Source organism: Janthinobacterium aquaticum (assembly GCF_009208565.1).
Lineage (GTDB): Bacteria > Pseudomonadota > Gammaproteobacteria > Burkholderiales > Burkholderiaceae_D > Janthinobacterium.
In genome coordinates, this window is record NZ_WFLK01000015.1 from 27,171 (window position 1) to 48,982 (window position 21,812).

The following is a 21,812-nucleotide window of genomic DNA, read 5'->3' on the forward strand; positions in this document are numbered from 1 at the left end:
CGGCAGGCCGGTAAGAACAGCTTTTAGAAAACGAGGAACATGCCGGCGGTCAGCTCGACCGGGCTGTAGCCGAAATAATTATTGTCGCCCCGGAATTGCAGCACGCCCAGCTTGGCGTGTGCATTGTTATTGATTTTGGTGGCGTAGGCATAGAACGACAGCGTCGGCTGGAAGTTGTAAAGATAGCCCAGCGAATAGGCGGTCGACTTGGGCTTGCCCACGCCGTCGCCGGTATTCTTGCCGTACACGCCGCTGGCATTGGCGCCGTCATAGCTGATCTGCGCCAGGCTGCCTTCGATGCGGTGCTTGCCGATATCGTAGGAACCCGAGACGCCAAACGCGTCGGCCGCATAGCCGCCCGAATTGGACACGCGGTACGAAGTGTAGGAACCACCCAGCGTGAAGTCGTACCACTTGTAGCGCGCGCCCACGATGTCGGTCACCTGGTTGCGCTTGATAAAGCTCGAAGCGCCCGTCACGCTGACGTCGTTGCTCTGCTGGTAGTCCATGTGCGCATAGCCGAGGAACAGGTCGCCCTTCTTGTAGAGCACGTTGGCAGCCCAGCTGCGGCCGTCGTCTTTCAGGTCGGTGGCGCTGGAGGCCTGCTGGCCGGCCGAATACGACACCTCGGCCGAGAAGTTGTTATACGTCGGGCTGCGGTAGCGCAGCGCGTTACCGTAGAAGAGCGCGGTACCCGAGTTGTTGCCGGCCAGGCTGCTGGTCTTGCTGACGTTGCCCGCAACCGGATCCTTCAGATAGCGGCCCAGCGACTCGGGCCGCGTCAGCGAAAACAGTGCACTGAAGTCATTGGCGCCGTAGTTGTGGGCCGAAGCCAGGTCGGCGCCCAGCGAGACCCAGAACGGCGCCATGTACATGGTGCCGCCCTCGATCGAGCCCCAGGTTTTCGAGGCAAAGCCGACGGCTGCGCCACGGTTGAACAGCACCGACGAGCTGGTGTTGTTCTGCGTGCCGCCCCCGGCATTGCCGTTGAACAGATTGATGCCCGTTTCGGCGCCGAAGATGGCCTTGTATTCTTCGCTGAAGACCCAGGAGCCGGCCAGGCCCAGGCGGCTGACCATCTCACCCTGGTTCAGGCGGCGGTTGGTCAGTACGCGCCCGCTGGCGTCCTTGCCCTTCGAGACCGTGTAGCCGATATCGCCGCGGCCATACAGCTTCCAGTTGAAACCGGTGGCCGGCTTGATCTCGGCAGGTGCTGCTGCGGGCACGGGTGCTGCCGCCAAGGCCGGCGCCGGTGCAGGTGCAGCCGCCTGGGCTGCCGAATTGGCCTCCATTTGTGCCACACGCTGCTGCAATTGGGCCAGCATGGCTTTCATGTCGCTCAGTTCATCGGCATGCGCGTTAGCGCTAACAAATGTCAGCGGAAAAAAAGCCAGGCTGACGGCGGTGGCCAGCATCGACTGGCGCAAGGTGGAATGGGTCATAGCGTCTCCGTTATTTTTATCGATAGTTTTGTATGATCGTGTTGGTCTGCATTGCCCCGTGATGCTGCGCTTGAACCGGCCATGCGGGGCGCATGGCCGGCTGCTGTGCCGTTTAAATACCCATGCACAGATACTTGATATCGAGGTAATCGTCCATGCCGTAGTGCGAGCCTTCGCGGCCCATGCCCGAATGCTTGACGCCGCCGAACGGCGCCATCTCGTTGGCGATCATGCCGGTATTGATGCCGACCATGCCCACTTCGAGTTCTTCGGCCACGCGCCAGACGCGGCCCAGGTCGCGGCTGTAGAAGTAGCCAGCCAGGCCGAAATCGGTGGCATTGGCCATCTCGATGACTTCCTCCTCGCTGCTGAAGCGGAACAGCGGCGCCAGCGGCGCAAAGGTTTCCTCGCGCGCCACCAGCATGTCCTGGGTGGCACCGGTGACCACGCTGGGTTCGAAGAAGGTGCCGCCCAGCGCATGGCGCTTGCCGCCGATGGCCAGTTGCCCACCCTTGGCCAGCGCGTCGGCGATATGCTCTTCGATTTTGCGCACGGCGTTTTCATCGATCAGCGGACCTTGCGTCACGCCTGCCTCGGTGCCAGCGCCCAGCTTGAGCTGCGCCACCTTGGCCACCAGGCGCGCCGCGAAATCGTCATAGATCGCGTCCTGCACGTAGATGCGGTTGGCGCACACGCAGGTCTGGCCGCTGTTGCGGTATTTCGACATCAGCACGCCTTCGACCGCCGCATCGATATCGGCGTCGTCAAACACGATGAATGGCGCATTGCCGCCCAGTTCCAGCGACAGCTTCTTGATGGTGCCGGCCGCCTCGCGCGACAGCCAGGCGCCCACTTCGGTCGAACCGGTAAAGCTGATCTTGCGCACCAGGTTGTTATGGCACAGCTCGGTGCCGATTGCCTGCGCCGCCCCCGTCACCACATTGAATACGCCGGCAGGCACGCCGGCGCGCAGCGCCAGTTCGGCCAGCGCCAGCGCCGACAGCGGCGTTTGCGAGGCAGGCTTCAATACCATGGCGCAGCCGGCAGCCAGCGCCGGGCCGGCCTTGCGGGTGATCATGCCGTTCGGGAAATTCCACGGCGTAATGGCGGCGCAGACGCCGACCGGTTGCTTGATGACGACGATGCGCTTGTCGTTCGACGGCGGCGCAATCACGTCGCCATAAGCGCGCTTGCCTTCCTCGGCAAACCATTCCAGGTAGGCGGCATTGGAGATGACTTCGCCGCGCGCCTCGGCCAGCGACTTGCCCTGCTCGCTTGTCAGGATCAGCGCCAGGTCGTCGGCATTGGCAAGGATCAGCGCATGCCACTGGCGCAGCACGGCGCTGCGCTCCTTGGCGGTTTTCTTGCGCCACAGCTTGAAAGCTGCCTGCGCGCCGGCAATCGCGCGGCGCGTCTCGGTCGTGCCCATGCGCGGCACGGTGGCGATCTGCTCGCCGGTGGCCGGATTGGTGACGGCAATGGTGGCACCATCATCGGCGTCGCACCAGGCGCCGTCGATCAGGCACTGCTGTTTCAACAGGCTTGCGTCTTGCAGGTTCAGCATGAATCTCTCCTAGAATGATGGGATGGCTTAACCAGCCACGGATACTTGCGCCAGGCCGGCGTCGACAATAATGTTCTGGCCGGTGATGCCGTTTGAATCATCGGCTGCCAGGAACAGCGCCGTGCGCGCCACGTGGCCGGGGTCGAGCCTGTATTTCAGGCATTGCAGGTCGATGAATTTCTGATCCTCCTGCGGGTCGCGCCACAGCGCAGCCTGGCGCTCGGTGACGATGGCGCCGGGCGCCAGCGCATTGACACGGATATTGCTTTCGCCCAGTTCGCGCGCCAGCGTGCGCGCCAGGCCGGCGATACCGGCTTTCGAGGTGGTGTAGCCGACCAGGTTCGGGCGACCACGCATCCACGAAATCGAGCCCAGGTTGATAATGCTGCCGCCGCCGGCAGCGGCCATGCCGGGCGCCACCTGCTGGATCGCAAACACATGGTGCTTGAGGTTCAGCGCCAGGCAGTTGTCCCAGTATTCGGGAGTCAGTTCGGCCAGCGTATGGCGGTCGTCGCGGCCGGCATTGTTGACCAGCACGCGCACGGCGCCCAGGCTGGCCTCGACGTCGGCCAGCACCTGCTGGTAGGCGCCGATATCGCGGATATCGGCATACGCGAACACCGGCGCATGCGCGCAGCGCGGCGTCAGGTTGGCCACCAGCGCGGTGCTGACCTCGCAGTCGATATCGCAGAAGGCCACGATCGCGCCCTGCAGCGCAAAGTGCTCGACCAGCGCTGCGCCGATGCCGGAACCGCCACCGGAGACGAACACCACGCGGTTCTTCAGGCTGGGATACAAGGTAAGGGAATCACTCATTTCAAACTCGTAAAATTTGGTTGCGAATCAGTCGGTTGCGTATCAATCAGTTGCGTATCAATTTCAGCTTCAGTCGCGGTAAAGCGGTTCGGCACGCCCGCCCACCTCGAGCTGCACGGCAAACAGCCCGCCTGCCTGCGGCTGGCGCGCCAGTTCCTCGGGCCCGGCACCTTCGCGCGCGCTGGTGATGTAGAGCGTGCGCAAATCGGCGCCGCCAAAGGCCACCATGGTCGGGCGCGTGACGGGCAGGTGCACGATGTCGGTCACCACGCCTTGCGGCGAATAGCGCAGCACCCTACCCCCTTCGTACTGCGCGCTCCAGTAGTTGCCTTCAACGTCGAGCGCTGCGCCATCGGGACGACCGCCGTACTGCGCTTCTTCGCCGCGCGTTGGCGCGCGCGCAAACACCTGGCGCTGGCCGATCGCGCCATGCTCCAGGTCATAGTCGAAACGGTAGATCACATGATTGGGCGTGTCGGACTGGAACAGCGCACGGCCATCGGCGGCGAACGCCATGCCGTTACTGACCTTCACGCCCAGCGCCTGCTGCGGCCCCCAGCCAGGGCGCACCTGGCCGCGTTCGAGGCAGAATACGGCGGCCAGTTCGGCCGTGCGCGGCTGGTACATGGCGCCGGCCCAGAAGCGCCCTGCCGCGTCGCAGCGACCGTCATTGAAGCGCATGGTGCTGCTGTCATAGGGTGCATCGGCCAGCTTGCGCAGCTGGCCCGTGGCCGTGTCGAAACGGTAAAAGCCATCGCGCAGCGCCGCCACCAGGCCGCCGCCTTCGGCCAGCCCAATGCAGCCCGGCTCGCACGGCATCGGCCAGTGCTGCACGCCCCCGGACTGGGGCGCATAACGGTGAAGCCGGCGTCCGGCGATATCGATCCAGTACAGGCACTGTTCGTCGACGCTCCACAGCGGGCATTCGCCCAGTTCGGCGCGCGCGTCCAGCACCAGTTCAGCCTGCCATTCATGCATGCACACTCTCCCCGACGCCGATGCTGGCGGAAATTTCCATGCTTTGCTGCGGCGCCAGCAGGCGCATGCCGGTATAGGCCACACCGCGTGCAGCCAGGGCAAACGCATTGTTGACATTGCTGACCGGCTCGAGCGCGATAAAGGCACGCTCGTCGCCAGGGGCGAAACACACCAGCTGGCGGCAGTCCTCGCTGGCCGTCAGGCGCACCGCATGCTGCGCATACGAAAGCGTCGCTACGCCATCCCAACCGCTGTAGCAGTGGTCGCTGCGCCAGCCGGCCACCAACTGCGGTTGAGCGAACGGCGCCGCCTGCGCTTCCGGCGCGCTGCCGCACGGCAGTTGATCGGCACCCATGCGCCACACGCCGCTCCAGTGGGCCTGCAGGCGCACGCCGGGGGTCAGCGGAAAATACGGATGAAAACCCAGTCCGGCCGGCATGGCGCGCGTGTCGCGGTTGGTTATCGACAAGGCCATGTGCAGGCCTTGCGCGTCAAGCGTGATGGTCTGCCGCGCAGTGCAGGCAAACGGCCAGTCGGCGTCCGGCTGGTGCTGCAGCGAAAGCACCACGCGGTTGTCCTCCTGCTCCTCGACCGTCCAGGCGCGCTGCCAGCCCATGCCGTGGATACTGTGCGGCTCGGGCGGAAAGTTGGCGCGCAGCGTGTAATGCTGGCCCTCGGCTTGCAGCTGCGCGTCGCCGATGCGGTTCGAATACGGCACCAGCGGATAACAGGCCATCTGCCGCACCAGGCCGGACTTGATGGCCTCGTCGCTGGCCGGACGCAGTATGTCGATACCGCGCCAGCGCAGCGCGGCCAGCGCGCCGCCGATGGCGGGGCAGACCAGCGCCACGCTGTCGCCGTGGACCAGATGCACGATGGCGTGCGTGTGCATGGCATCAGCCTTTCAGGCCGCCCGAGGTCAGGCCGGAGACGACCTTTTCCTGGAAAATCACGATCAGCACCACGATCGGCACGATGGCCACCACCAGCGCCGCCGAAATGATCGGCCATGGGAAGGCAAACTCACCCTGATACAGCTGGATGCCGACCGGCAGCGTACGGTAGGCAACCGCCGAATTCATCGACAGCGCCAGCAAAAATTCGTCCCACGAATTGACGAAGGCCAGGATGGCAGCCGTGGCCACGCCCGGCGCGGCCAGCGGCAGCACGATGCGCCACAGCGCGCTCAGGCGGGTGCAGCCGTCGAGCATGGCCGCGTTCTCGATATCGCGCGGGATATCCTGGAAAAAGCTGACCATCATCAGGGTGCAGATCGGCAGGTTCAGCACTGTGTATGGCAACACCAGCGCCCAGTAGGAATTGAGCAGGTTCAGGCTGCGCATGATCTCGAACAGCGGCACCATCAGCGTCACCAGCGGGAACATCGACACGCCGATGATGGCGGTCAGGATCACGCCGCGAAAGCGCAGGCGCAAGCGGGCAATCGCATACGCGGCCAGCGCGCTGACAAACAGGCTGAGCAGGGTCGACAGGCCGGCCACGATCAGGCTGTTGGTCAGGAACGTCAGCAGCGGCTGGTCCTGGAAGGCCGAGACGAAGTTGGCAACCGTCGCATCATGCGGCCAGTAGGTGATCGGCTTTTGTGTCAGCTCGCTTTCCGTCTTGAGCGATGTGAACAGGATCCACAGGGCAGGAAAGACGCCATTGACGATAACGATGGCGGCGGCAAACCAGCGCAGCCGCTTCGATGAAAACAAACCGTTCATTCCTTGTCTCCCCTTACATACTTCAGATACACAAACGTGGTGGCCATCGACAGCAGGAACATGAATACCGCCAGCGTCGAGCCGTAGCCGACGTCGAGATAATCGACCGTGTTCGACTGGATATACATCGCCAGGGTCTTGGTTTCATCGCCAGGGCCAGGCATGTTGTAGGGAATATCAAACGACTGGATCGCGGTCAGGGTGCGGAAGATCAGCGCCACCAGCATCGACGGCACCAGAAGCGGTAGCGTCACTTCGGTAAATTGCTTCCACTTGCTGGCGCCATCGACCTCGGCCGCCTCATACAACGAGGCCGGAATAGTCTGCAGGCCGGCCAACAGGATCAGCGCCATGAACGACGACGTCTTCCAGATGGTGGTGATGCAGATCGCCGCCATGGTCAGCACTGGCGAATTGAACCAGATCTGTGGCTGCCAGCCCAGCGCCGGGAACAGCAGGTCGATGCGGCGGATCAGGTCATTGACCAGGCCATATTCGCTGTGGAAGAACCAGGCGAAGATCAGGCCGACAAAAGCCAGTGGCAGCGCCCACGGCAGCAGCAGCGCCAGGCGCACCGGCCAGCGGTACTTGAACGGCATGTTGGCCAGCAGCGCCAGGCCCAGGCCAGCCACCAGCGAACCGGGTACGGTGACCACGGTGATGATGACGGTGTTTTTCAGCGACTTCCAGAACAGGCTGTCTTCGAGCGCCATCTTGTAGTTTTCCAGGCCGACAAACGCAGGCACGCCGCCGCCGGAGAGGCGGATATCAAAAAAACTGTTGTAGATTAGTTTGCTGACCGGGTACGCCACGATCAGGATCAAAAATAGAATCGCTGGCGTCAGCAGGACCCATGCCAGCGTGGTTTCGCTGGGGTCCGTGATGCGGCTTTTCAGTGTGCGTTGCCTCATGTTTTCCTCGTCTCTTGCCTGGCTTTGTTGCTACGGTGCGGTGCACGGCGAAGCGTGCAGCCGCAGCGGCACGCTTCGCCCTTCGATCAGCGCAGAATGCGCTTGACCCGGTTTTCAATCTCATCGACAGCCGCTGCCGGTGTTTTCACGCCGGCCATCACGGCGTTGGTGTTGACCCGCACCGCTTCGGACACTTCGCTGTAACGCGGCGTGACCGGGCGCGAACGGGCGCTTTGCACCACCGGCAGGGCGTCGGCAAACCAGGCATTCACGCCCAGTACTTCCTTGTCCTGGTAGACGGCCGGATAGACCGGCAGATTCGACGCCTTGATGGCCAGTTGCTTGGATACTTCAGGGCTCGACAGCCAGCGCACCAGTCTGGCCGACGCTTCCTTGTTTTTCGAGTACGACGACACGGCCCACTGCCAGCCGCCGATGCACGATGCCGGTTGGCCGCCCTTCATGGCCGGCAGGCTGACCACACCGACCTTGTCCTTCACGCTGCTGTCGGCGCCATCCTGGAAGTGGTTCCAGGCATAGCCCCAGTTGACGGCAAACAGCACATTGCCGGCCTGGAATTCCTTGCGCGTATCGTCAGTGGCCACTTCGGCGATGTTTTTCTTCGCCACGCCCTGCTGCACCAGGTTACGCCACATGGCCAGGCCAGCTTCGGCCTTCGGTTTGTCGAGCGACAGCTTGCCGTTGGTGATCATCTCGGCGCCCTGGCTCCAGTACGGCAGCAGGAAGGTGCAGACGGCGCCTTCGATGGCCTTGCCCTGAAAGCTGATGCCCTGCAGTTCAGGATTCTTTTCGCCAGCCTGGACGGTGCGCGCCACGGTCGCCAGTTCGTCCCAGGTTTTCGGCGGCGCCAGCTTGTACTTGGCCAGCAGGTCCTTGCGGTAGTACAGGAACATCGCATCGGCAAAGGCCGGCAGGGCCACCACGTTCTTGCCCACCGTATTGGCCTGCTTGTAAGCCGGCAGGTATTGCGCCATCACCTTGTCGCGCTCAGCGCCCAGGTATTTGTCGAGCGGCTCGATCCAGCCGGCCGTGGCGTACTGGGCCGGGCGGATGATATCGATCAGGAACACGTCGAGCGTGGTGTCGCCGGCCGACAGCACGGTGTTCAGGTATTTCTGCTGCAGTTCGGAGGTCGCGCCGCCGGTCTCGAGGTCGATCTTGACGCCCGGGTTGGCCGCCATATATTTGGCGAACAGTTCGCGCATGACTTCGGGGCGCTCCTGGCCGCCGACAAAGACCTTGACTGTCTGCGCCTGGGCGCCGGCAGCCAATGCGAAGGTGGCGCCCAGCGCCAGCATGAAGGGTTTGATACGCATCGTGTTGTCTCCTGATTGGAATGGTGCCGGCCTGTGGCCTGGCTTATTTGGATGGCAGCGCCGCGCCGCCCTGCGGGTCGAACAGGTGGAACTTTTCCATGTCCAGACGCACCGTGACCTGCTGCCCCGGCTTCAAGGCAAAGGTCGGCGGCAGGCGCGCCGTCATTTCGCCGCCTTCGCACTGGAAGATCACCAGCGTTTCGGCGCCCAGTGGCTCGACCACCACCACCGTGGCGGCCAGTTCGGCATCGGACGCGCCCATGGCTTCGAGCGAAATGTCCTCCGGACGGATGCCGAATTCCACGCTGCGCCCGGCCAGCTTGCTGCAGGCTGCCTGCGAAGCAGCCGGCAGCGCCAGGCGCGCCTTGCCCAGCACAATCTCTGCCTGGCCGGCGTTGCTGCCGATGGTGGCGGCCAGGAAGTTCATCGGTGGCGAGCCGGTAAAGCCGGCCACGAATTTCGACACCGGCTGGTTGTAGATTTCATCAGGCGTGCCAACCTGCATGATATTGCCGCCCGAGAGCACCACGATGCGCTCGGCCAGCGTCATCGCCTCGACCTGGTCATGCGTGACGTAGATGGTGGTGGCGCCGATGCGCTGGTGCAGCTTCTTGATCTCGGTGCGCATTTCCGAGCGCAGCAGCGCGTCCAGGTTCGACAGCGGTTCGTCGAACAGGAACAGCCTGGCCTGGCGCACGATGGCGCGGCCCATGGCCACGCGCTGGCGCTGGCCGCCCGACAGGGCACGTGGCTTGCGTTCAAGCAGGTGCTCGATCTTCAGGATAGCGGCAGCAGCGCGCACGCGCTGCTCGATTTCCGCCTTCGGGAACTTGCGCAGCTTGAGGCCGAAACCCAGGTTGTCGAAAACGGTCTTGTGCGGATACAGCGCGTAATCCTGGAACACCATGGCGATATCGCGCTCGCGCGGCGGCAGGTCGTTGACTACCTGGCCTTCGATCGAGATAGTGCCGCCGGTGATCGACTCCAGGCCGGCTACCATGCGCATCAAGGTCGACTTGCCGCAGCCGGACGGGCCCACGAAGACGACGAATTCGCCCTTCCTGATTTCCAGGTCGATGCCGTGAATGACTTCGACGCCGTTGTCGTACCGCTTGACGACTTTTTCCAGTTTTACACCTGACATGCTTGTCTCCATTATGTTCTGCAGGCGCGACGTCGTCGCGCCTTGGCCTTGCTGCCTGCTACTGCTGTTTAGTACAACGCGCTAAGCTGATTAATACACGCCCGTATCGATGCTCCTGGCCAGTGCCGGCTTCAGGGCGGAGATAAAGGCATTCGCCTGGCGCATCATCATGCCCATGTCGGAAGCGATGGCGACGAAATCGTAACCATAGCCGATAAAGGTCTGCACCATTTCCGGGTTGGGGCCGACGATGCCGATCGGCTTGCCGAGCGCGCGCGCACGGCGCGCCGCGTCGGCAATCGCTGCCTGCACTTCCGGATGGGCGATATTGCCCAGGTGGCCCAGTGCGGCCGACAGGTCGCCAGGGCCGACAAACAGGGCATCGACGCCGTCGACGGCGGCAATCTCTTCCAATTGCGCCAGCGCGGCCGGCGTTTCAAGCTGGATAATCGAAAATACGGCGCTGTTGGCGCGCCCGGTGTAGTCGGCCAGCGTGCCATAGCGGCTGGCGCGGTGCATGGCGGCGAAGCCGCGCGTGCCGGCAATCGCCTGGCCCGGCTGCGGATAGCGGGTCGAAGCGACGGCGCGGCGCGCTTCGTCGGCATTTTCCACGAACGGGAACATCAATGTCTGCGCGCCGATATCGAGCGCGCGCTTGACCTGCACCAGATCGTTCCAGGCCAGGCGCAGCACCGGCGCGGCCGGCGTACCGCCCAGCGCCTGCAGGATATGGTAGGCATCCTGGTAGTCGATCGGTACGTGTTCCATGTCCAGCACCAGCCAGTCGAAGCCGGCGCAGCCCATGGCTTCGGCAGTGACGGGGGTGCCGGCCATCAGCCAGCTGCCCAGCGGCACGGCCTGCTCGGCCAGTTGGGTGCGGAAAGGATTGGTCAAGATATCCATGCTGTTCCTGTTGTCAGTAAGTCTGGTCGGCCGCGAGCTGCGGCGCGCTTCAAAAGATCGGCGGTTCGGGTGTTTCGGCATTGCCAAGCAGGAAGTCCAGGTCGCAGCCCTGGTCGGCCTGCGTCACGTGCTCCAGGTACAGCTTGGTGTAGCCGCGCGCATATTTCTGCTTGGGCGCCTGCCACTCGGCGCGGCGGCGCGCAAGTTCCTCGTCCGACACGTCCATGTTGAGCGTGCGGGCAGCGATATCGAGTTCGATCATGTCGCCGTTGCGTACCAGTGCCAGCGGCCCGCCAACCGCCGCTTCGGGCGTCACGTGCAGCACGCAGGTGCCGTAATGGGTGCCGCTCATGCGCGCATCGGATATGCGTACCATGTCGCGGATGCCCTGCTGCAGCAGCTTTTTCGGCACCGGCAGGTTGCCCCATTCGGGCATGCCGGGCGCGCCAATCGGGCCGCCGTTGCGCAGGATCAGCACCGTGTTCTCATCGACCTCGAGGTCAGGCGCATGGATCTGCGCCAGCATCTCGGTATTCGAATCGAACACCAACGCCGGGCCGCGATGCTTGAAGTACTTCGGATTGGCAGCCGACGGCTTGATGACGGCACCGGCCGGGCACAGATTGCCGCGCAGGACCGCCAGCGCGGCGCCATCAGCCACCGGTTGCGACACGTTGCGGATCACATTGTCATCCTGGCAGACGGCGTCGGCGATATTTTCGCCCAGGCTGCGGCCAGTGATTGTCAGCGCCGTCAAATCGAGCAGCGGCGTGATTTCCTTGAGCAGTGCCGGCATGCCACCAGCAAAGAAGAAGTCTTCCATCAGCTTGTCGCCCGATGGGAACAGGTTGGCGATCACCGGCACCTTCTGCGCCATCGCATCCATTTCATCGAGCGACAGCGTCATGCCGGCGCGTCCGGCGATGGCGATCAGGTGGATCGCGGCATTGGTCGAGCCGCCCAGCGCCATATACGCCGCCACGCCGTTGTTGAGCGAGGCGTGGTTGAAAAAGCGCGACGGCTTCAGGTCTTCCCACACCATCTCGACAATGCGTTCGCCGCACTGCGAGGCCATGCGCACATGGTTCGAGTCCATGGCCGGAATGCTGGTCGCGCCAGGCAAGGTAAAGCCCATCGCCTCGACGATCGAGGTCATGGTGCTGGCCGTGCCCATGGTGTTGCAGGTGCCGGGCGAGCGCGTCATCTTCGCTTCGAGCTTGATCCACTCGGGCTTGGCGATATCGCCGGCCACGTAGTCGTCCCAGAATTTCTTGGTATGCGTGCCAGCGCCCACGCTCTGGCCGCGATAGCGGTCGTTGAGCATGGGGCCGGCCGGGCAGAAAATGGCGGGAATATCCATGCTGATGGCGCCCATCAGCATGCCCGGCGTGGTCTTGTCACAGCCGCCCAGCAGCACCGCGCCGTCGATCGGCAGCGAACGCAGCAGTTCCTCCACTTCCATCGCCAGGAAATTGCGGTAGATCATGGTGGTGGGCTTGACCATGACCTCGCCCAGTGACAGTGCCGGCAGTTCGACCGGGAAACCGCCGGCGAGCAGAATGCCGCGCTTGACCGACTCGGCCCGCTCGCGCAAATGCGCATGGCACGGCGACAGGTCGCTCCAGGTATTGATGATGGCAATCACAGGCCGGTTCAGGAACTCATCGCGGCGCAAGCCCATCTGCTGCAGACGCTGGCGGTGAGCGAACGAACGCATGTCGTCAGGCGCCAGCCAGCGTTGGCTGCGCAGCGATTCGAGCGTGCGGCGGGAAGTTGAGCTCAAAATAATTCCTTTTATCGTGTGCGCGGCCAACTGCGTATGGCTGGGCGTTAGCACTGTCTCGGGTCTTGTCGCTAGCGCTTGTTAGCGCTAACATTGTGGCGACAGCGAAATATAAATTGAATCGATCCGGCTTGTCAATCAATTTGATGCAGATAAAAATTGCGAGCAAATGACCGGTTTTCGCTGTTCGAAGTACACTTCCTGCATGATTACAAATGAGATAATTTCCGGCTGGAATTTCCAACGACCAGCCTCGCCAGCGCGGTGCTGGTCCGATTTTTACGAAAGCAGCACTCATGACTGAAACCGCACGCAAGCGGCGCGGCCTTGGCCGCAGTACCGTGTTTGACGTGGCCAAGCTGGCAGAAACGTCGGCCATTACCATCTCGCGCTATTTCAAGCAGCCCGAGCGCGTATCGCAGGAAGTGCGCGAGCGCATCAGGAAGGCCATCGATGAACTGGGTTATATCCGCAATGAGGCGGCCGGCGGCCTGGCATCGACGCAGGGCCGCATCGTTGGCGCCATCGTGCCCAGCGTCTCGAACTCGATTTTTGCAGAAACCATCCAGGGCCTGTCGACCACCCTCTCGCAGCACAACTACCAGCTGCTGCTGGCCACGCACGACTACTCCAGCGAGACCGAGGAAAAAATCGTCAAGGCCTTTCTCGGCTGGCTGCCGCGCGCGCTGGTACTGACCGGGGCCACCCATAGCCCGGCCACCGAAGCGCTGCTGGCCGGACTGAAGATACCGGTGATTGAAACCTGGGATATCCAGGCCGACCGTCCCTATCCGCAAATCGGCTTTTCGCATATCGCCACCGGGCGCGAGATGACGCAATACCTGTACGCGCAAGGCTACCGCCGCATCGTCTACGTCGCCAGCAGTATCAGCAGCGACTTTCGCGCGCGCCAGCGCGCCCAGGGCTATGAGGAATCGATGCGCGAACTGGGCCTGGCGCCGCAAATCGTGCAGTCGCTGCAGGGCGCGCCGCTCGACGCCGGCGAACAGGCGTTCAGCGAGCAGATGGCGCGCGCAGAACGGCCAGACGCGCTGTTTTTTGCCAACGACAATATGGCTGCCGGCGCCATCTACCAGGCTGCCCGCATGGGCATCCGCGTGCCCGAAGACTGCGCCATTGCCGGCTTTGGCGACTTCCCCGCCTCGGAAAAGATCACGCCGGGGCTGACCACCATCCGCGTTCCGCGCTATGAAATCGGTCGCTTGGCGGCGCTGGCCATCCTGCAGCGGCTGGGCGAATTGCCGGCCGACCAGGCGACGGCCCAGCCGGCGCCGCTGGCCTATGAACTGATCGTGCGCGCCAGCGCATAAGCCATGCCTGCAGCTGTGGCGTTTGTACGACAGCTGCGCACCTGGCCATCCACTCCCCTTATCTTTACGCGCTGCAAGATGACGCGCAGACGGCCTGAACACCTACAGAAACGGCTTGACTCTTAATATTTCAGGACTAAAATACCATCCATACAGATGGCAATTGGATGCCACATGGATTATCAGGAGCACCATGAGCAAGCAAAACAGCATCGCCGAGACCAAGCCGAAGATCGCCGAATCGGAAAAAATCACCATCAACCTGGGTCTGATCGACCTGGGGCAGATCGATCTGCTGGTGCAGGAAGGGTTTTATTCGAACCGCAGCGATCTGATTCGCACGGCCATCCGCAACCAGCTCGCTAACCATGCCGAGGTGGTCAAGCAGACCGTGGCGCGGCGCAGTCTGGTGCTGGGCATGCAGCACTATTCACGCGCCGACCTGGAGGCGATCCAGGCGGCTGGCCAGCGCCTGCAGATCCAGGTGCTGGGCATGGCCAGTATTGCCAGCGATGTGTCGGTGGAACTGGCGCTGGCCACCATCGAATCGATTTTCGTATTGGGCGCGCTGCAAGCGAGCAGCGTGCTCAAGACAGCCCTGGCAGGGCGCATACACTAGCAGCAGGTGAGGCCAAGGCAACCTGCTGCGCAACCGTTAAGGACGGCCATGAAACAACCGCACAATATGCATGACATGATGGCGCAAATGCGCGCCGCCACCAGCAAGCTGATGAACCAGGGCGCAGGTAGCGCCACCGAAGCGATCCAGCAGGCACTGTCTGCTGCAGGGCTGATGCCGGCACCTGCCGCCACACCATCGCCGGGCTCTTCCACGGCACAGCCGCAGATGCGCGATATCAATCCGCCGCCAGCGGGCGCTTCAGACAAACCTGCGGTGGATGAAGCACCGGCACAAGCCGCCACGCCGGCCCAGGCAGCGCAGGCATTTGCCCAGGACTTCATGTCGCGCCTGGGCAAGCAGCCGTTCGAGATGCCCAGCTTCCAGGCGCCCGGTTTTGGCAGCGCCACGCCTGCCGCACCACTGCCTGAAGGCGCGCAATTTATCGACGGCCAGTTCAGCAACCATGCCGGCACGCGCAGCTACAAGCTGTATATCCCCAGCAGCTACCACGGCCAGGCCATGCCGCTGCTGGTGATGCTGCATGGCTGCACGCAAAACCCCGACGACTTTGCCGCCGGCACGCAGATGAACGCGGTGGCCGAAGAGCAGCAGTGTTTTGTGGTCTATCCAGCGCAAACCCAGGGCGCCAACAGTTCGCGCTGCTGGAACTGGTTCAACGCGATTGACCAGCAGCGCGGCCAGGGCGAGCCGTCGATCATTGCCGGCATCGCGCAGCAGATCATCGAACAGTATCCGGTCAACGAGCGTGAAGTATTTATCGCCGGCCTGTCGGCTGGCGGCGCCATGGCGGTGATTGTCGGCACGCTGTATCCGGAGCTGTTTGCCGCCGTTGGCGTGCATTCGGGGTTGCCGTTCGCCTCGGCGCAGGACCTGCCGTCGGCGCTGTCGGCGATGAAGGGCGGCGCCATGCCCAAAGCTGGCCGCCAGGCGCCGGCCGGCGGCGTGCCGATCATCGTGTTTCACGGCGACCGCGACAACACCGTCAACCTGCGCAATGGCGATGAAGTGTTTGCCCAGGGCGTGCGCAGCCAGGACGGCAGCGGCCAGGCCAGCGCAGCGTCGGTGGACGGCAGCGTGCCCAACGGCTACCGCTATACGCGCACCACGCAGCGCCAGGCCGACGGCTCGCCGCTGGGCGAATACTGGGTCATCCACGGCGCCGGCCACGCCTGGTCCGGCGGCAGCGACGCCGGCAGCTATACCGATGGCAAGGGACCGGACGCCAGCCGCGAAATGATGCGCTTTTTCAGCACCGTCAGCTGAGGGTAGTAGTCTGGCCGGCAAACGGCGCGATCCGGCGCTGCTTGTCATGGATTTCGCTGGCGCCATCGGCATAGCGTTCGGCAATCGCAACAAACTGGTCCTGTATCTGCAAAAAGGCGTCGACGATCTCGGCGTCGAAATGCGTGCCGCGCCCCTCCACGATCATGCGCACCGCCTCCTGGTGGCTGATACCGTCCTTGTAGATGCGCCGGCTGATCAAAGCGTCATACACATCGGCCAGCGCCATCAGACGCGCGGAAATCGGAATGGCCTCGCCAGCCAGCCCTTGCGGATAGCCGCTGCCGTCCCATTTTTCATGGTGGCTGTAGGCGATCTGCTTGGCGTGGCGCAGGAAATCGACCTCGATGCCCAGCTCGCGTTCAGCCGCCTCGATGGCGTCGCGCCCGCGCGTGGTATGGGTCTTCATGATCTCCATTTCATGCGGTTCGTAGCGGCCGGGCTTCAACAGGATATGGTCGGGAATGCCGACCTTGCCGATATCGTGCAACGGCGCCGTCTTGAACAGCATGTCGATATTTTTATCGGTCAAAAAGTCGCGAAAGCGCGGCAAATGGCGTACCTGCTGTGCCAGCGCGCGCAGGTAGTACGCGGTACGGCGGCTATGGTTGCCCGTTTCGGTGTCGCGCGTTTCGGCCAGCGAGGCCATCACGTGGATCGTCACATCCTGCAGCGCCGCCACTTCCTGTACCCGCCGCTCCACTTCGCTTTCCAGGTACTGGTTCTGATCGCGCAGGAAGTCCTGCATGCGCTTCATGCCCAGCTGGGTCTTGATGCGCGCCAGCACCAGTGGCGCCGAGATCGGCTTGGTAATGTAGTCGACGGCGCCCAGCGCCAGTCCCAGCTGTTCGTCCGCTACTTCACCCATGGCGGTGACGAAAATGACCGGAATGCCGGCCGTATGCGGATCGGCCTTGAGCGCACGGCACACGTCATAGCCGCTCATGCCCGGCATCATGATGTCGAGCAGGATCAGGTCGGGCTGGTCGCTGCCGGCAGCGATTCTCAAAGCACGCTCGCCGTTGACTGCGATCTTGGTGCGGTACTCGTCTTCGAGCACGGCGCGCAGCAGATCGATATTGTCAGGCGTATCGTCGACCACCAGGATGGTGCTCTTGCCGACGGGCTTTTCGGTCAGCATGTTCATGCCGCTCCTTTGCTGTTCATGTCTGTTCTCGCCTGCGAACGTCACAGTGTGACGTCCAGCGCGGCGGCCACCTCGGCCAGCTGCGCCAGGGCGCCTTCAAAATCATATTGTCCCAGCATGCGCTTCAATTGCCGCGCATGTTCGCCCAGGCCGGCGGCTACCAGTTGCGGACCGAGGCGCTCAAGATGCCTGATCGCCTGCGCATCGTCCTGCTGCAGCAGCTGGAACAACTCGCGCAGGCCCTCGATCAGCTGCACCCGGTCAAGCGTGCCGCCTGGCGCCACGGCTTCCGGCTGCACCTGGCGCGCCTGCGCCTGTCCCTGCAGCGCCAGCGCAATCTTCGGCACCAGTTCGTCCAACGCCAGCGCGCAGGCGTCGAGCGCCTGGCGCAGGCCGTCATGCGAGCCCAGGCTGAGCAGGTGCTCGATCCGTGCTGCGCTGTCGGCCAGGCCGCTGGCGCCGATATTGCCGGCCAGTCCCTTGAGGGTGTGGGCTTCGCGAATCGCCGTTTCCAGCTGGTTGTTTTCAATCGCCGCCGCGATGCGCAGCATGGCGTCGAACTGCGTTGCCACAAAACGATCAAGCAATTTTCGCATCAATCCGGCATTGCCGCCCACGCGGCGCAGCGCTTCGTTCAGCTTCAGGCCCGCAATGACGGGCAGTTGCTCCTCCGGCTGCGCCACGGCAGCCGCCGCTTCCTGCGGCGCAGCCGGCGCAATCCAGCGCGCCAGCGTGCCAAACAGCTGCGCCACGTCGATCGGCTTGGCGATAAAGTCGTTCATGCCGGCGTCGAGGCATTTTTCCTTGTCGCCGACCATGGCGTTGGCCGTCATGGCAATCACCGGCAGGCTTGAATGGCGCGCATCCTGGCGCAGCTTGCGCGTGGCCTGGTAGCCGTCCATCACCGGCATCTGGCAGTCCATCAGCACGCCGTCATAGTCATTCTCGGCGATTTTCGCCAGTGCGATGGCGCCGTTGCCGGCGATATCCACACGGATGCCGGCGTCGCTCAGGATCTGCTGCGCCACTTCCTGGTTCACTTCGTTGTCTTCCACCAGCAGCAGCCAGGCACCGCGCAGGGCGCGTTCGTCTTCCTTGTAGCTGCTCTGGCGCTGCGTCTGGCGGCTGTCACCCTTCACGCCGCAAAACACGAAGGCGATCTGGTCGAGCAAGGTCGAGGCGCTGACCGGCTTGTTCAATACGCCGTCGAGCGGCAACTCGCGCTGGTGCGCTGCCTCCAGCAAGGCGTCGCGGTGAAAGGCGGTGACCATGATGCAGGCCGGCGTGGCGTCGATGCCGGGCGCCTCGCGGCGGATGGCGGCCAGCGTATCGAGGCCGTTCAGGCCGGGCATTTTCCAGTCCATCAGCAACAGGCCGAACGGCCGGCTTTCACTGCGCGCCTGCGCCACCGCCTGCACGGCAAGCGCGCCGCTGGCCACCGCGCGCGCCTCGAAGCCCAGCGCGGCCAGCATGCTGACAAAAATGTCGCGCGCGCTGGCGTTGTCGTCCACCACCAGCACCCGCTGGCCCTTGAACTGTCCGGGCACGGGCAAGGCGTCGCGGCGCACGGCGGCCAGGCCGAAGCGTGCCGTGAAAAAGAAGGTGCTGCCCACGCCCGCTTCGCTTTCCAGGCCGATGTCGCCCTCCATCATTTCCACCAGCCGCTTGCTGATGGTCAGGCCCAGGCCGGTGCCGCCGTGGTGACGCGTGGTCGAAGTGTCGGCCTGCGTAAAGGCCTGGAACAATTTGCTGCGCTGGGACGGCGTCAAGCCAATGCCGGTATCGCGCACATCGACCCGTAGCAGGGCCGCCGATTGTTCGAGCTGCTGCAGGCGGATGGTGACCACGATCTCGCCCTTGTCGGTAAATTTGATGGCGTTGTTGGTCAGGTTGATCAGCACCTGGCCGAAGCGCAGCGGATCGCCCTGCAAGGCGTGCGGCACGTCGGCCGCCACGTCGAACAGCAGTTCGAGGCCCTTGTCCTGGGCCCGCATGACGGACAGGTCGGCAATCTGCGCCAGTACGTCTTCCAGAAAAAAATCGACCCGCTCGAAGGTCATCTTGCCGGCCTCGATCTTGGAAAAATCGAGGATGTCGTCGATGATGGCCAACAGGTTTTTCGACGCCGACTCCACCTTGTCGAGATAGTTGCGCTGGGTCGGCGTCAACTCGGTCTGCAGCGCCAGGTGGGTCATGCCGATAATGCCGTTCATCGGCGTGCGGATTTCATGCGACATATTGGCCAGGAAGTCGGACTTCATCTTGGTGGCGTCTTCGGCCACCTCGACCGCATGGCGCAGGTCCTGCTCGACGGCCAGGCTGGTGCTCATGTTTTTCAGCGCCTGCATCAATTCGCCGGTTTCGTCGCGCGAATTGACCTCGATGACAGAAGTCAGGTCGCCATTGGCCACGCGCGTGGCAATCGCCACCGCCTGCCCCAGCGGACGCGTAATGGAACGGGCCGACCAGGCAAACGCCAGGCCCACCAGCAATGCGGCCAGGCCGATGCCGCCCATCAGCAGCAAGGACGTATCGATATCGCTGCGGATCTTCGCTGCGCTGTCGGTAATCTGCTGCTGCTGCAAGACGTCCAGCTGGCCGACATACAGCAGCACCTGTTCCAGCACCGGCAGCGCGATACGGCGCATGGCCTGTTCGGCTGCGGCATGTTCACCGCGCGCCACCAGGGCAAAAACCTGCTTGAGCGAAACGAAATAATCGGCGCGCGCGCGCTGTATCTGCAGCAGCAGGCGGCGTTCTTCGGCCCGCGTGGCCAACCCTTCGAGGATACGCATCTGGGCGTCGATGCCCAGCTTGATCTTTTCCAGGCGCGCCTGGTTTTCCTGCTGCAGCGGCGTACTCTGCTTGAGCGGCAGGTTGACGATACGCGTGGCCGCCTCGCGCGACATCGAATGGATTTTGCTGGTGGCCTTGGCCGCTACCCATTCGCGCTGCAGGATATCGTCGGTTTCAGCGCGGATCTCATAAATGCGGCTGCCGGCAAGGGCAATCACCACCAGCATCAGCACAATCAGAATGGCGTAGCCGGCGTTGATGCGCACACCAATCCGGATATCCGTGAAACGCATCATATTTATTTCCTTGCGGTAACTTTTGAAAGCGAAGTCTGACTGCCCTGCCCTGCTGCGCGCAATGACATGCATAAAGAAACGCAAGGAAAACCGCTGTTGCAGGTCGTGCGTGGAGAGTTACGCCGGCGATGGCGGCGCCTTGTCGGCCAGACTGGCGATATGCGCATGCAGGCAGGCCGGGCACCAGCAACCGGCAGTTACCGATGCCGGCACCGGCACGGGCACAGCTGGCGGCAAGGCCATGCACCAACAGGCTTGTGTCGCTTGCGGATCGGTCTGGCCGCATTGAAAGGCGGCGCCGCAACGGCTGCACTGGCTCATGCCTGGCACGTTTCAAACGACAATGCATCGCCGCCACTGGCCCTGCGATGCAGATGTAACTGGCGGTAAAAAGGCTGGTTGATGCGCATATCGGGCCAGACTATAGGAACGCCGGGGAAAATACAACAGGAACGGCCTATAATGCCTCCGTGGTTTTCCTCTTCGCTGTAAAATCGCATCTATCTTTTTTCCGGACTCGCCATGAATCAACTAGCTAATTTGAACCTGGGCATGAACGATGACGACTTGACGGCGGTGTCGCCACAAATCAAGGCGCAGATTCTGGCCGAGGCCCTGCCTTATATCCGCAATTTCCACGGCAAGACCATCGTCATCAAATACGGTGGCAACGCCATGACCGACGAGCGCCTCAAGCACGGTTTCGCGCGCGACGTGATCCTGTTGAAACTGGTCGGCATGAACCCGGTGGTGGTGCATGGCGGCGGACCGCAGATCGACAATGCGCTGAAAAAAATCGGCAAGCAAGGCACCTTCGTGCAGGGCATGCGCATTACCGACGAAGAAACCATGGAAGTGGTCGAGTGGGTGCTGGGCGGCGAAGTGCAGCAGGATATCGTCATGCTGATCAACCACTACGGCGGCCAGGCAGTGGGCCTGACCGGCAAGGATGGCGGCTTGATCCGCGCGCGCCGCATGCAGATGCCGGACCGTGAAAAACCGGGCCAATTCCTCGACATCGGTTTTGTCGGCGAGATCGACGCCATCAATCCGGCCGTGGTCAAGGCGCTGCAGGACGACGCTTTTATTCCGATTATCTCGCCGATCGGCTTTGGCCAGGACGGCCAGGCCTACAACATCAATGCCGACGTGGTAGCAGGCAAGATCGCGGAAATCCTGAAAGCCGAAAAGCTGATCATGATGACCAATATCGCCGGCGTGCAGGATAAGCAGGGCAATCTGGTGACCGATCTGTCGGCGCGCGAGATCGACGAGATGTTCGCCGACGGCACGATTTCGGGCGGCATGCTGCCAAAAATCTCGTCCGCACTCGACGCCGCCAAGTCCGGCGTGAACACGGTACACATCATCGATGGCCGCATCGAGCACTCTTTGTTGCTGGAAGTGTTGACCGAGCAGGCTTTTGGTACTATGATCCGTTCGCACTAAAAATAATTCATCGCAAATCGTTGCGATTGAATCAGCGGCGCACTCCACAGGCGCCGCTTTTGTTTGCCCTTGTAGCTCAGTGGTAGAGCACTCCCTTGGTAAGGGAGAGGCCACGTGTTCAATCCACGTCAAGGGCACCAGTGACTTCGGTCCGTATCTGAAAATCGTCCATGACTGCGTTGCATTGTCTCGCCGTACATTCGTACTGTCTTCGACAATGCGCCTTGCACTGAACAGTTTTTCATCTACTTTGCCACTTGAGTT

18 protein-coding genes and 1 tRNA gene are annotated in these 21,812 nt (G+C 62.8%); 5 read left to right on the forward strand and 14 right to left on the reverse strand.

The window, feature by feature from the left end:
• Positions 1 to 23: 23 nt before the first annotated feature.
• From GCM43_RS21000 to araD, 11 genes are all read right to left on the reverse strand, one after another.
• The gene (locus tag GCM43_RS21000; protein WP_152247843.1) at positions 24 to 1,442 is read right to left on the reverse strand and encodes a porin; all 1,419 of its coding nucleotides are present in this window, start codon (positions 1,440 to 1,442) and stop codon (positions 24 to 26) included.
• Positions 1,443 to 1,554: 112 nt separating this feature from the next.
• Positions 1,555 to 3,006, reverse strand: coding sequence for an NAD-dependent succinate-semialdehyde dehydrogenase (locus tag GCM43_RS21005; RefSeq protein ID WP_152247844.1), 1,452 nt, complete (start codon positions 3,004 to 3,006; stop codon positions 1,555 to 1,557).
• 27 nt (positions 3,007 to 3,033) lie between these two features.
• Entirely contained in the window at positions 3,034 to 3,822 is a 789-nt protein-coding gene (locus tag GCM43_RS21010) for an SDR family NAD(P)-dependent oxidoreductase (RefSeq protein ID WP_152247845.1), read from the reverse strand.
• A gap of 69 nt (positions 3,823 to 3,891) precedes the next feature.
• On the reverse strand, positions 3,892 to 4,800 hold the full coding sequence (locus tag GCM43_RS21015; protein WP_152247846.1) for an SMP-30/gluconolactonase/LRE family protein: 909 nt from the start codon (positions 4,798 to 4,800) through the stop codon (positions 3,892 to 3,894).
• On the reverse strand, positions 4,793 to 5,692 hold the full coding sequence (locus GCM43_RS21020; RefSeq protein ID WP_152247847.1) for an aldose 1-epimerase: 900 nt from the start codon (positions 5,690 to 5,692) through the stop codon (positions 4,793 to 4,795). The genes GCM43_RS21015 and GCM43_RS21020 overlap by 8 nt, the downstream gene beginning before the upstream one ends.
• A 4-nt stretch (positions 5,693 to 5,696) precedes the next feature.
• On the reverse strand, positions 5,697 to 6,527 hold the full coding sequence (locus GCM43_RS21025) for a carbohydrate ABC transporter permease (RefSeq protein ID WP_152247848.1): 831 nt from the start codon (positions 6,525 to 6,527) through the stop codon (positions 5,697 to 5,699).
• The gene (locus tag GCM43_RS21030) at positions 6,524 to 7,438 is read right to left on the reverse strand and encodes a carbohydrate ABC transporter permease (protein WP_152247849.1); all 915 of its coding nucleotides are present in this window, start codon (positions 7,436 to 7,438) and stop codon (positions 6,524 to 6,526) included. Before GCM43_RS21030 ends, GCM43_RS21025 begins: the two co-directional genes overlap by 4 nt.
• 86 nt (positions 7,439 to 7,524) lie before the next feature.
• Entirely contained in the window at positions 7,525 to 8,775 is a 1,251-nt protein-coding gene (locus GCM43_RS21035) for an ABC transporter substrate-binding protein (protein ID WP_152247850.1), read from the reverse strand.
• Positions 8,776 to 8,818: 43 nt separating this feature from the next.
• A complete protein-coding gene (locus GCM43_RS21040) occupies positions 8,819 to 9,919 on the reverse strand; it encodes an ABC transporter ATP-binding protein (RefSeq protein ID WP_152247851.1) in 1,101 nt (366 codons plus the stop codon).
• A gap of 90 nt (positions 9,920 to 10,009) precedes the next feature.
• A complete protein-coding gene (locus GCM43_RS21045; RefSeq protein WP_152247852.1) occupies positions 10,010 to 10,822 on the reverse strand; it encodes an HpcH/HpaI aldolase family protein in 813 nt (270 codons plus the stop codon).
• Between the two features lie 49 nt (positions 10,823 to 10,871).
• Positions 10,872 to 12,539 (reverse strand): L-arabinonate dehydratase, encoded by a 1,668-nt coding sequence (gene araD, locus GCM43_RS21050; RefSeq protein WP_413770977.1) that lies wholly within the window; start codon positions 12,537 to 12,539, stop codon positions 10,872 to 10,874.
• Between the two features lie 362 nt (positions 12,540 to 12,901).
• Here araD and GCM43_RS21055 point away from each other — a divergent pair, with 362 nt between their 5' ends.
• From GCM43_RS21055 to GCM43_RS21065, 3 genes are all read left to right on the forward strand, one after another.
• The gene (locus tag GCM43_RS21055; protein ID WP_152247854.1) at positions 12,902 to 13,936 is read left to right on the forward strand and encodes a LacI family DNA-binding transcriptional regulator; all 1,035 of its coding nucleotides are present in this window, start codon (positions 12,902 to 12,904) and stop codon (positions 13,934 to 13,936) included.
• 193 nt (positions 13,937 to 14,129) lie between these two features.
• Positions 14,130 to 14,555 carry a CopG family transcriptional regulator gene (locus GCM43_RS21060; RefSeq protein WP_152247855.1) on the forward strand — a complete coding sequence of 142 codons (426 nt, stop codon included), beginning with the start codon at positions 14,130 to 14,132 and terminating at the stop codon, positions 14,553 to 14,555.
• 48 nt (positions 14,556 to 14,603) lie between these two features.
• A complete protein-coding gene (locus tag GCM43_RS21065) occupies positions 14,604 to 15,842 on the forward strand; it encodes an extracellular catalytic domain type 1 short-chain-length polyhydroxyalkanoate depolymerase (RefSeq protein ID WP_226929596.1) in 1,239 nt (412 codons plus the stop codon).
• On the opposite strand, the gene GCM43_RS21070 is transcribed toward GCM43_RS21065, so the two are convergent.
• From GCM43_RS21070 to GCM43_RS21080, 3 genes are all read right to left on the reverse strand, one after another.
• Positions 15,835 to 17,007, reverse strand: a complete 1,173-nt coding sequence (locus tag GCM43_RS21070) for an HD-GYP domain-containing protein (RefSeq protein ID WP_226929597.1) — start codon at positions 17,005 to 17,007, stop codon at positions 15,835 to 15,837. The genes GCM43_RS21065 and GCM43_RS21070 overlap by 8 nt on opposite strands.
• Before the next feature lie 41 nt (positions 17,008 to 17,048).
• The gene (locus GCM43_RS21075) at positions 17,049 to 20,099 is read right to left on the reverse strand and encodes a response regulator (RefSeq protein WP_226929598.1); all 3,051 of its coding nucleotides are present in this window, start codon (positions 20,097 to 20,099) and stop codon (positions 17,049 to 17,051) included.
• A 117-nt stretch (positions 20,100 to 20,216) separates the two neighbouring features.
• Positions 20,217 to 20,420 (reverse strand): cysteine-rich CWC family protein, encoded by a 204-nt coding sequence (locus GCM43_RS21080; RefSeq protein WP_152247856.1) that lies wholly within the window; start codon positions 20,418 to 20,420, stop codon positions 20,217 to 20,219.
• A gap of 231 nt (positions 20,421 to 20,651) precedes the next feature.
• On the opposite strand from GCM43_RS21080, the gene argB reads away from it, so the two are divergent.
• Positions 20,652 to 21,548: an acetylglutamate kinase gene (gene argB / locus GCM43_RS21085; protein WP_152247999.1), complete on the forward strand. Its 897-nt coding sequence runs from the start codon at positions 20,652 to 20,654 to the stop codon at positions 21,546 to 21,548.
• A 65-nt stretch (positions 21,549 to 21,613) separates the two neighbouring features.
• A tRNA-Thr gene (locus GCM43_RS21090) sits at positions 21,614 to 21,688 on the forward strand.
• Positions 21,689 to 21,812 lie beyond the last annotated feature (124 nt).

Excerpts from the sequence above, each read along its gene's own strand:
- GCM43_RS21005 (WP_152247844.1), bottom strand. The coding sequence starts at position 3,006 with ATGCTGAACCTGCAAGACGCAAGCCTGTTGAAACAGCAGTGCCTGATC.
- araD (WP_413770977.1), bottom strand. The coding sequence starts at position 12,539 with ATGCGTTCGTTCGCTCACCGCCAGCGTCTGCAGCAGATGGGCTTGCGC.
- GCM43_RS21025 (WP_152247848.1), bottom strand. The coding sequence starts at position 6,527 with ATGAACGGTTTGTTTTCATCGAAGCGGCTGCGCTGGTTTGCCGCCGCC.
- GCM43_RS21020 (WP_152247847.1), bottom strand. The coding sequence starts at position 5,692 with ATGCACACGCACGCCATCGTGCATCTGGTCCACGGCGACAGCGTGGCG.
- argB (WP_152247999.1), top strand. The coding sequence starts at position 20,652 with ATGAACGATGACGACTTGACGGCGGTGTCGCCACAAATCAAGGCGCAG.
- GCM43_RS21040 (WP_152247851.1), bottom strand. The coding sequence starts at position 9,919 with ATGTCAGGTGTAAAACTGGAAAAAGTCGTCAAGCGGTACGACAACGGC.
- GCM43_RS21055 (WP_152247854.1), top strand. The coding sequence starts at position 12,902 with ATGACTGAAACCGCACGCAAGCGGCGCGGCCTTGGCCGCAGTACCGTG.
- GCM43_RS21075 (WP_226929598.1), bottom strand. The coding sequence starts at position 20,099 with ATGATGCGTTTCACGGATATCCGGATTGGTGTGCGCATCAACGCCGGC.
- GCM43_RS21080 (WP_152247856.1), bottom strand. The coding sequence starts at position 20,420 with ATGAGCCAGTGCAGCCGTTGCGGCGCCGCCTTTCAATGCGGCCAGACC.
- GCM43_RS21060 (WP_152247855.1), top strand. The coding sequence starts at position 14,130 with ATGAGCAAGCAAAACAGCATCGCCGAGACCAAGCCGAAGATCGCCGAA.
- GCM43_RS21045 (WP_152247852.1), bottom strand. The coding sequence starts at position 10,822 with ATGGATATCTTGACCAATCCTTTCCGCACCCAACTGGCCGAGCAGGCC.
- GCM43_RS21000 (WP_152247843.1), bottom strand. The coding sequence starts at position 1,442 with ATGACCCATTCCACCTTGCGCCAGTCGATGCTGGCCACCGCCGTCAGC.
- GCM43_RS21010 (WP_152247845.1), bottom strand. The coding sequence starts at position 3,822 with ATGAGTGATTCCCTTACCTTGTATCCCAGCCTGAAGAACCGCGTGGTG.
- GCM43_RS21035 (WP_152247850.1), bottom strand. The coding sequence starts at position 8,775 with ATGCGTATCAAACCCTTCATGCTGGCGCTGGGCGCCACCTTCGCATTG.
- GCM43_RS21065 (WP_226929596.1), top strand. The coding sequence starts at position 14,604 with ATGAAACAACCGCACAATATGCATGACATGATGGCGCAAATGCGCGCC.
- GCM43_RS21070 (WP_226929597.1), bottom strand. The coding sequence starts at position 17,007 with ATGAACATGCTGACCGAAAAGCCCGTCGGCAAGAGCACCATCCTGGTG.
- GCM43_RS21015 (WP_152247846.1), bottom strand. The coding sequence starts at position 4,800 with ATGCATGAATGGCAGGCTGAACTGGTGCTGGACGCGCGCGCCGAACTG.
- GCM43_RS21030 (WP_152247849.1), bottom strand. The coding sequence starts at position 7,438 with ATGAGGCAACGCACACTGAAAAGCCGCATCACGGACCCCAGCGAAACC.